At 72.9% G+C, this 7,687-nt stretch carries 5 protein-coding genes; 4 read left to right on the top strand and 1 reads right to left on the bottom strand.

Annotated features, from left to right (window positions below; genetic code table 11):
• Positions 1-18: 18 nt before the first annotated feature.
• Positions 19-1,131: an aminotransferase class I/II-fold pyridoxal phosphate-dependent enzyme gene (locus tag ABNF97_RS31380; RefSeq protein WP_349340731.1), complete on the top strand. Its 1,113-nt coding sequence runs from the start codon at positions 19-21 to the stop codon at positions 1,129-1,131.
• Here the strand turns inward: ABNF97_RS31380 and fxlM are convergent.
• On the bottom strand, positions 1,047-2,339 hold the full coding sequence (gene fxlM, locus ABNF97_RS31385; protein ID WP_349340732.1) for a methyltransferase, FxLD system: 1,293 nt from the start codon (positions 2,337-2,339) through the stop codon (positions 1,047-1,049). The two genes, ABNF97_RS31380 and fxlM, sit on opposite strands and share 85 nt — an antisense overlap.
• A gap of 78 nt (positions 2,340-2,417) precedes the next feature.
• Here fxlM and ABNF97_RS31390 point away from each other — a divergent pair, with 78 nt between their 5' ends.
• From ABNF97_RS31390 to ABNF97_RS31400, 3 genes are read left to right on the top strand one after another with little or no spacing between them, the layout of a single operon-like run.
• Positions 2,418-3,710, top strand: a complete 1,293-nt coding sequence (locus ABNF97_RS31390) for a hypothetical protein (RefSeq protein WP_349340733.1) — start codon at positions 2,418-2,420, stop codon at positions 3,708-3,710.
• A complete protein-coding gene (locus tag ABNF97_RS31395; RefSeq protein ID WP_349340734.1) occupies positions 3,707-5,674 on the top strand; it encodes an ATP-binding cassette domain-containing protein in 1,968 nt (655 codons plus the stop codon). Before ABNF97_RS31390 ends, ABNF97_RS31395 begins: the two co-directional genes overlap by 4 nt.
• Entirely contained in the window at positions 5,671-7,464 is a 1,794-nt protein-coding gene (locus ABNF97_RS31400) for an ATP-binding cassette domain-containing protein (RefSeq protein WP_349340735.1), read from the top strand. The genes ABNF97_RS31395 and ABNF97_RS31400 overlap by 4 nt, the downstream gene beginning before the upstream one ends.
• Positions 7,465-7,687: the final 223 nt, after the last annotated feature.

Below are 7,687 nucleotides of genomic sequence, written 5' to 3' on the forward strand. Positions count from 1 at the left end.
GCGTCGTCGCCGCTGCCCATGGATCTCTGCGACGACGCGGCCGACTGGCACGACTGGCTCGCCGGACACGTCGGCACGGCGGTCGGTCGCCGCGGTCCGCTCGGAGAGCGGGACGCCCATCGCCACCTGCGGCACTTTGTCGCCGAGCAGTTCGGCGATCGATACCTCGACAGTCACGACTGGGCGTACACCCCGGGCACCGGGCGGATGCTGGACCACCTGCTGGGTGCGGTGCCACCGGACGGCCGGGGCGCGGTCCTTCCGACCTACCAGCGGGTGGCGGCCAGCCTGCCGGCGGGCGCGGCGGAGACCTCGGTGGTGCTGCCGCCGGCCAGGTGGGCGGAGGCCGGCTTCACCCCGCCCTGCAGGCCGCCGGCCCTGTTCGTGGTGAACCCGGTGCACGCGAACCCGGTCGCCGCCTCGCTCTCCCGTGAGTTTCTCGACGACCTGGCCGGCTATGCCCGATCAGAGGACGTGTTGGTCGTCGAGGACGACGCGTTTCGCGGCACCGGCCCGGACGATTCCGGTCCGCCGGAGATGCTCGGCCGGTGCCCGGACCGGACCGTGTACCTGGGGAGCTGGACGAAAGCCCTCGGCTGGCCGGTCAAGGCGGGCATCGTGGGCTGGCCCCGGGCCGCGTCACGTGCGCGGCTGCTGCGGCCGGGCGCACCTGTTCCACCCCCCGAACTGCCGATGGACGTTTCGGCGGTGCTCGCCGCAGGCCTGTTCGGCGCCATCCAGCGGCACCGCCGGGAACGGCTGGACCCGCGTCGGGCCGCGGTCACCGCACTGCTGCGCGCAGCGTCGATCGGGTTCGTTCCGCCCACCGGCGGTGCGCACGTCGCCGTATTGGTTCCCCGGGCCGAACTCCTGCGCCGCTCGCTGGTGTCGGCGGGCCTCGGCGGGCTGGGAGCGGAGACCTTTTACCAGCAGGGCGGGTCGGCCGATTCGTTCGTCCGCCTCGGACTGTCCAATGTGACGAGTGCCGCCTGGCCGTCGCTGCTCGACCGGCTGGCCGAGGTGTTGGCCGGGGATCGACCGGACGGCTACCCCGGGCCGGCACCCGACGGCGCGGCCGGTGCCACGGACCTCGCGGCCGACGGGACCCAGGTCAGGGCGAGCACGCTGTGATGCTTGGGCACCTCGAATTCGCCCTCGGCGAGCCGCCGTCGCTCGCCGGCCGGGTAAGCGCGCAGCGAGACGCCGGAGACGTCCGGCCGCCCGGCTGCCTGCCAGTCGTGGACCGCCCCGAGCAGGTGCCGGTGCGCGGCGCCGGGCGTGCCGAACGCCCGGACCAGAAGCTCGAACACGGTGGGATCGGCCAGGTCGAGCGGTTCGCCGGGTCGCCGGGCGAGCGCCGCGAGGTCGGTTCCCCCGGTGACGGCGAAGGTGACCCGCTCGTGCCACGGCGGGTTCTTCCACTCGTACATGCACGGCACCGGCCCGGCGGCGACCGCCTCCGGCGATCCGGCGCTGATCAGCCGTACCGGGTTCGCGAGGTGGACCGACAGCCACAGGTCGAGGCCGTTGTGCACGTCGAGCAGCGTGGCCGACACGCCCGTCGGCTGGTCGTACGGCGGCGCGTCCAGCAGCCGGCGTACCGTGCCGACATCCACCGGCCGCTCGTCCGGGACCAGCAGTCGTACCCGCCGATCCGGGTCGATGTCGATCTTGTGTTCGGGCCCGGCGTTCGCACCTCGCAGCCGCATGAAGCCGCACTGCTCGACCGAGACCGACCGGAGGTGGTCGCCGTGGCGTTCGAACGCGACCGAGAGCTGGCTGCCGCGCACCGAGATCGGCAGCAGTACGCGCCCGCCGTCCGCGAGCTGGTCGAGCAGCGCGGGATACACGTCCCAGACACCGGCGGTGGCGATGATCCGGTCGTAGGGCGCTGCCTCGGCGTACCCCAGGGCACCGTCACCGCACCGGACGGTGACCGCCCGGTGGCCCGCCCGGGCCAGGTGCTCCCGGGCAGCGGCGACCAGGTCGGGCTCGATGTCGATGGTCACCACCCGTCCCTCGGCCCCGACCAGCGTGTCCAGCAGCGCCGCGTTGTAGCCGCTGCCGGTGCCGATCTCCAGGACGCGATGACCGGGCCGTACGTCGAGTTGGCCCAGCATGATGGCCATCATCGACGGCTGCGAGGACGAACTCATGATCCGGGCACCGCCGAACTTCACCGGCACCGCCTCGTTGAGGAACACCACCTCGGCCGGTACGCCGGGCAGAAACAACTCGCGAGGGACGCGCGCGAAGGCCTGGCGAATGTCAGGGTCGTCCACGACGCCGAGCCGGTCCAGGGTGTCGATGAGCGACTGTCGCAGATCGTCGATGCTCATGCTGGGGATCAGTACCCTTCGTATCGGGGCGAGCGACGCACGGGACCACGAAATATATCAAAGGCGTCAATTGGTCTGGTGCCCTCGTCGCCGGCCCGGGTGGCGTGGCTCCTCGCCCGGGCCGGCGACCTGCGGTCCTCGGGCCGACCCGAACGCGCTGTCCGGTACTACCGGCGGGCCGGCAGGCTCGCGGCCCGGCGTGGCCAGTCGGCGCTGCGGGCCGCGGCGCAGGCGGGGTACGGTGCGGCGGCGCGGGACCGGCGCCGCTTCTCCGAGGCGGTGGTACCGCTGCGTGCGGCGGCCCTGGCCTACCAGCGCCTGGGCGACCGTCGGGGCCTGTCGTACGCCCTACGCAACCTCGGTGTGGCGCGACGCCATCTCGGACACCTCCACCAGGCGAGTCGGCTGCTCCGGGCGAGCCGGCGGTTGGCCACCGTGGCCGGTGACCCGCCGGGCGCCGCTGTCGCGACGCTGCACCTGGCCATCACCGAGCGGCTGCGCGGGGACCTGCACCTCGCGGCGGCGCTGCTGCGCGCCAGCGCCGAGCAACTGCGGGCGGTCGGGCGACCGCACCAGCCGGTGGTGGCCGGGCTTCACCTGGGCCTCACCGAGCTGGCTGCGGGCCGCACCGGCCAGGCACGCCGGCTGCTCCTGGAGAGTCTGGTCGGGTTCACCCGCCTCGGCGAGGAGCACTGGGTCGCGGTGAACCTGTTCTGCCTGGCGCAGGTCCCCGGCGGCGGGACGGAGCGGGCCGACGCCTACCTGGCGGATGCCCGCGCCCGGTTCGCCGAGTTGGGGGACGGGTGGTGGCTTCGGCGGCTGGACCAGAGCCTGGCCAGGGCCGCGACAACGATGACGACCGGCAGCGCGGACAGGGACGCGTACCGTGCCGCCCGCGACGCCCCGAGTGGCGACCGATCGTCAGATGCCGGTGACCCGGCGCGCTCCACCGGGTCGGGTGCGACCCGGCCGAGGGGTAAGGACCTGGACGGACGGAAGGGAACATCCATGAGCGGGACCACAGCTCCCCGATACCGCTACGTGCGCTCGTTCACCAGCCTCATCGAGCGGGACAACCTCGACGCGGTGAAGAAGATCTACTACGACGAGTTCCTGCCCGCACTGGCTACCGGCCCGCGGCCCTACCAGGCGCATGCGCTCATCGAACTGGCCGACGACGCGTCCGATGTGGTCGAAGCGGTGATCCACACTCGCTGGGAGTCGCTCGACGCCCTGCACGAGGCGATGGGAATCGAGCAGGTCGGCACCTCGCTGATGCGCATGCTGCTGCTCAACAAGGAACGGCCGAAAATCGCCACGTACGTCATCGACGACCCGGACGCGGCGGGCGACGGGCCGGGCCGGCCGTGAACAGAGTGGCGCACCGGGCGGCGGCCGGCCTGGCCGCGGTGCGGGACCGGCACCGGGCGTTGGGGTACCTGACCAGCACGGGATGGCGACCCACGTCGGCCGCGGTGGGCTACCTGCTGCTGCGCGCGACCGCACCCGCGGCGTTCGCTGTCACCGCCGGCGTCTTCGTCGACCGGATCGTCCGTACGCCCGGTGACCGGCTCGACGCCGGTGACTTGATGGTGGTGCTGGCGGTGCTCGCCGGACTCTTCACCATCCAGGAGTTGAGCACCGCGATGCACGCGCCACTGCGGCAGCTCATCGTCGGCGAGGTGAACGCGGTGATGCGACAGCGCGCCATGGCGGCGGCGCTGCGTGGCGGTCGTACCGAGTTTCTGGTCGAGGCGGAGACCCGGGCCTGGCTGGGCGAGTTGGGCGCGCTCACGCAGCAGTCCGGTACGCCGGGCGCGGCCGCCGCCGGCGTGGTCTTCGTGCTGGCCGAGTATCTGACCGCGTTCCTCGCGGTCGCCCTGCTGGCGACCTTCTCCTGGTCGCTGGCGGGCCTGCTGCTCGCCGCTGGCCTGTGCGTCCGGTTCACCTTCCGGTCCCGTTGCATGGCGTTGGCCGCCGCGTCGATGGAGGGCGCCGGCGAACGCACGGTCGCCCGGTACTACGCCGCCGTCGCGCAGGACCTCGGGTACGCCAAGGAGGTCCGGTTGTTCGGCCTCGGCACCTGGCTCGCCGACCGGTTCGACGACAGCGCGCAAGCCGGGGTCGCACCGCTGCGGCTGGAGCGTCGACGGCTGGCCGTGCCTCGGGTCGCCGCCGTCTACGGACTGGGCTTCGTGGCCGCCGCCGTCGCATTGGCCCTGCTCGCCCGGGCCGGCGCGCAGGGGCAGCTCAGCATCGGCCGGCTGGCCATGCTCATCACGGCCTGCTTCCTGGCTCTCGGCATCGGCCGGTTCTTCGAGGCGTGGGACTTCGACATCGAGTTCGGTACCCGGTTGGTGCCGGTGCTGGAAGCGCTGGAGCGCCGGACGGCCACCGCCGACCGGGCTGACAGCGGTGGCGCCGGCCCCGGCGTGGCGGTCGGGGCCGGCCCCCCGGACCTCCCAGGCACCCCAGGGGTGGGCGGCGCCCTGGTCACGACCGGTGCTTCTCCGGTCGAGAGCGACGGGACCCCGGAGAACCGGCCGCATGGCGTCCGGCTGGTGGACGTCGGGTTCGGTTACCCAGGTTCCGCCGGCGCGGTGCTCGACGGCGTCAACCTCGACATCCCGTACGGTCACTCGTTGGCGATCGTCGGTTCCAACGGCGCCGGGAAGACGACGCTGGCCAAGCTGCTGTGCGGGTTGTACCGGCCGGTCCGCGGGCAGATTCTGCTCGACGGTGCCGCACGCCCCGACGCCGCGGAGGATCTGCGGCGACACACCTCGGCGATCTTCCAGAGCTTCCTGCGGTACCGGGCCACCGCAGCCGAGAACATCGCCTTCGGCGCGGTCGAGCATCTCGCCGACCGTGCCGGGGTCACCAGCGCGGCCCAGCGCGCCGGCGTACTCGACGCGCTCCGGGCGCTGCCGCACGGGCTGGACACCGTGCTCTCCGCCGACCACCCGGGTGGTGCGGACCTGTCCGGCGGGCAGTGGCAGCGCGTCGCGTTGGCCCGCGCGCTCTTCGCCGTGGATCACGGAGCCCGGATGCTGATCCTCGACGAGCCCACCGCCAGCCTCGACGTCCCGGGCGAGACCGAGTTCTTCGAGCTGTTCCTCATGCTGGCCGGGCATACCACGCCGGTGCTCATCTCGCACCGGCTGTCCACGGTGCGGCACGCCGAACGCATCGTCGTGCTGGACGAGGGGCGGATCGTCGAGGCGGGCTCGCACGAGGAACTGATGACCGACGACACCCGGTACCGGCGGATGTTCCGGTTGCAGGCGTCCTACTTCCATACCCCGGCCGGCGCGACCGACGGAGGCGCACGATGAGCCGGGCCGGTGCCGGGTTGCGCCTGGCGCTCGCCACGGCCGCTCGGACGGATCGTCGCAGGTTGCTCCTGGGCGCCGGGCTGATCGTCGGCTCCGGCGTCGTGGGCGGCTCGTTCCCGTTGTGGTCGAAGTACGTCATCGAGGCGGTGCTCGACGGTGGGGCCGGGCCCGCGGCCCTCGCCGCGGTGGCGCTGGCCGCGTCCTGGGTGCTGGCAATGGGGATGTCCAACGTGGGCGCCCTCGCGCTCTACGACGTCCGCGACGCGATGGACATCACCGCACAGCGTGCGCTGATCCGGGCGACAGCCCGGGTGCAACGGCTGGACGGCGTCGAGTCACCCGCATATCAGGACACGCTGGCCCTGGTCCGCGCCGAGCCGGACTGCCTCTCCCGGTGCGTCGACGCGGCGGCCTGGTCGGCCTGCCTACTGCTGCAGACCACGGTCGCGGCCGGGCTGCTGGCAACCGTACATCCGGTACTGCTCGGGCTGCCGGTGCTGGCCGTCGTCGCGTTCCTCGTCGGGGCCTGGTACCAGCGAGGCGCGGAGCGGGTCGAAGTGGCCACGTCCGGCGACGAGCGGCTCGCGGCGGCGCAGTTCACCCTCGCGCTGGACCCTGCGGCCGGCGCCGAACTGCGCGTCTTCCAGCTTCCGGGCGAGCTGCTGCGCCGACATGCGGCCCTGTGGCGGTCGGTGGTGGGCCGTCGGGTGGCGGCCGAGACCGGAGCGGCGTTGGGACGCAGCCTCGGGCTGCTCGCGGTGAGCCTGGGATTCCTGGCCGCGCTGGCCTTCGTCGCGCTGCTGGTGCCCAGGGGACGGGCCACCCTTGGCGATCTGCTGCTGGTGTACGCCGCCGGCCAGCAGGCGTACATGCTGACCGGCAGCAGTGTGCTGGCCACCACCCGGCTGTACCGGCTGGCCGTCGCCGCCGGTCGGCACCACTGGCTGGCGGAGTACCCGGAGCGGGCCGCCGTGGAGGCATCGCCTGAGGTATCGCACCGGTCCGCGCCGGCCGCGGTGTTGGACGGCATCGAGCTGCAGAGCGTGACCTTCCGCTATCCCGGCGCCGAGCGGCCCGCCCTGAGCGGCGTCACCGCGCGTATCCCGGCGGGCTCGGTCGTCGCGCTGGTCGGGCACAACGGAGCGGGCAAGTCCACGTTGGTCAAGCTGCTCTGCAAGCTGTACGAGCCGAGTAGCGGCGGCATCGCGGTGGACGGGACCGACCTGCGCGAGATCCCGACCGACGCCTGGCGCGACCGGCTCACCGGCGGATTCCAGGACTTCGCCCGGTTCGAGCTGCGGGCCCGGGAGTCGGTCGGAGTCGGTGACCTCGCCGTCCTCGACGACCTTGCGCGGGTGCGCGCGGCCCTCGACCGGTGCGGGTACGGCGGGCTTGAGCGAGAGCTTCCCGCCGGTCTGGACACACCGCTGGGCGCGGTGTTCCCGGATGGGGTGGGTCTGTCCGGCGGGCAGTGGCAGCGCGTGGCACTCGGCCGGTCCGCGATGCGTCGGGATCCGCTCCTGCTGTTGCTGGACGAGCCGACTGCGAGCCTCGACGCGCAGGCCGAGGACGACATCTTCCGGACATACGCCAAACTAGCCGCGACCGGAGCCGCGGACGGCCGGATCACCATGCTGGTCACGCACAGGTTCTCCACGGTGCGGGTCGCGGACCTGATCCTTGTCCTGGACAGCGGCAGGCTGGTCGAGTCCGGCAGTCACGACGAGCTGATGAGCCGGGCGGGGGTGTATGCCCGGATGTACCGCGCCCAAGCCGACGGGTACCGATGACGGGCGGGTACCCGATCGAGGGTCGTGCGGTGCCGGCCGCTCCATCCGGGCTGGCGCGGGTGTGCCAGGGGTGCCGGCCGGCGCAGCGCGGCACCCCTGTCAGTAGTCCGCGTGCCTGGCGGCGCGACCCCGAGCGGGGTGAAAATCGGGCTGGGCCGTCCGGATGTCGTCGTCTCGTCTTGGCGCTGTGAGCCCGTCTGTCAGTAGGACGCTGAGGATCTTG

The sequence above is a fragment of the Plantactinospora sp. B6F1 genome (assembly GCF_040120695.1).
GTDB lineage: Bacteria > Actinomycetota > Actinomycetes > Mycobacteriales > Micromonosporaceae > Plantactinospora.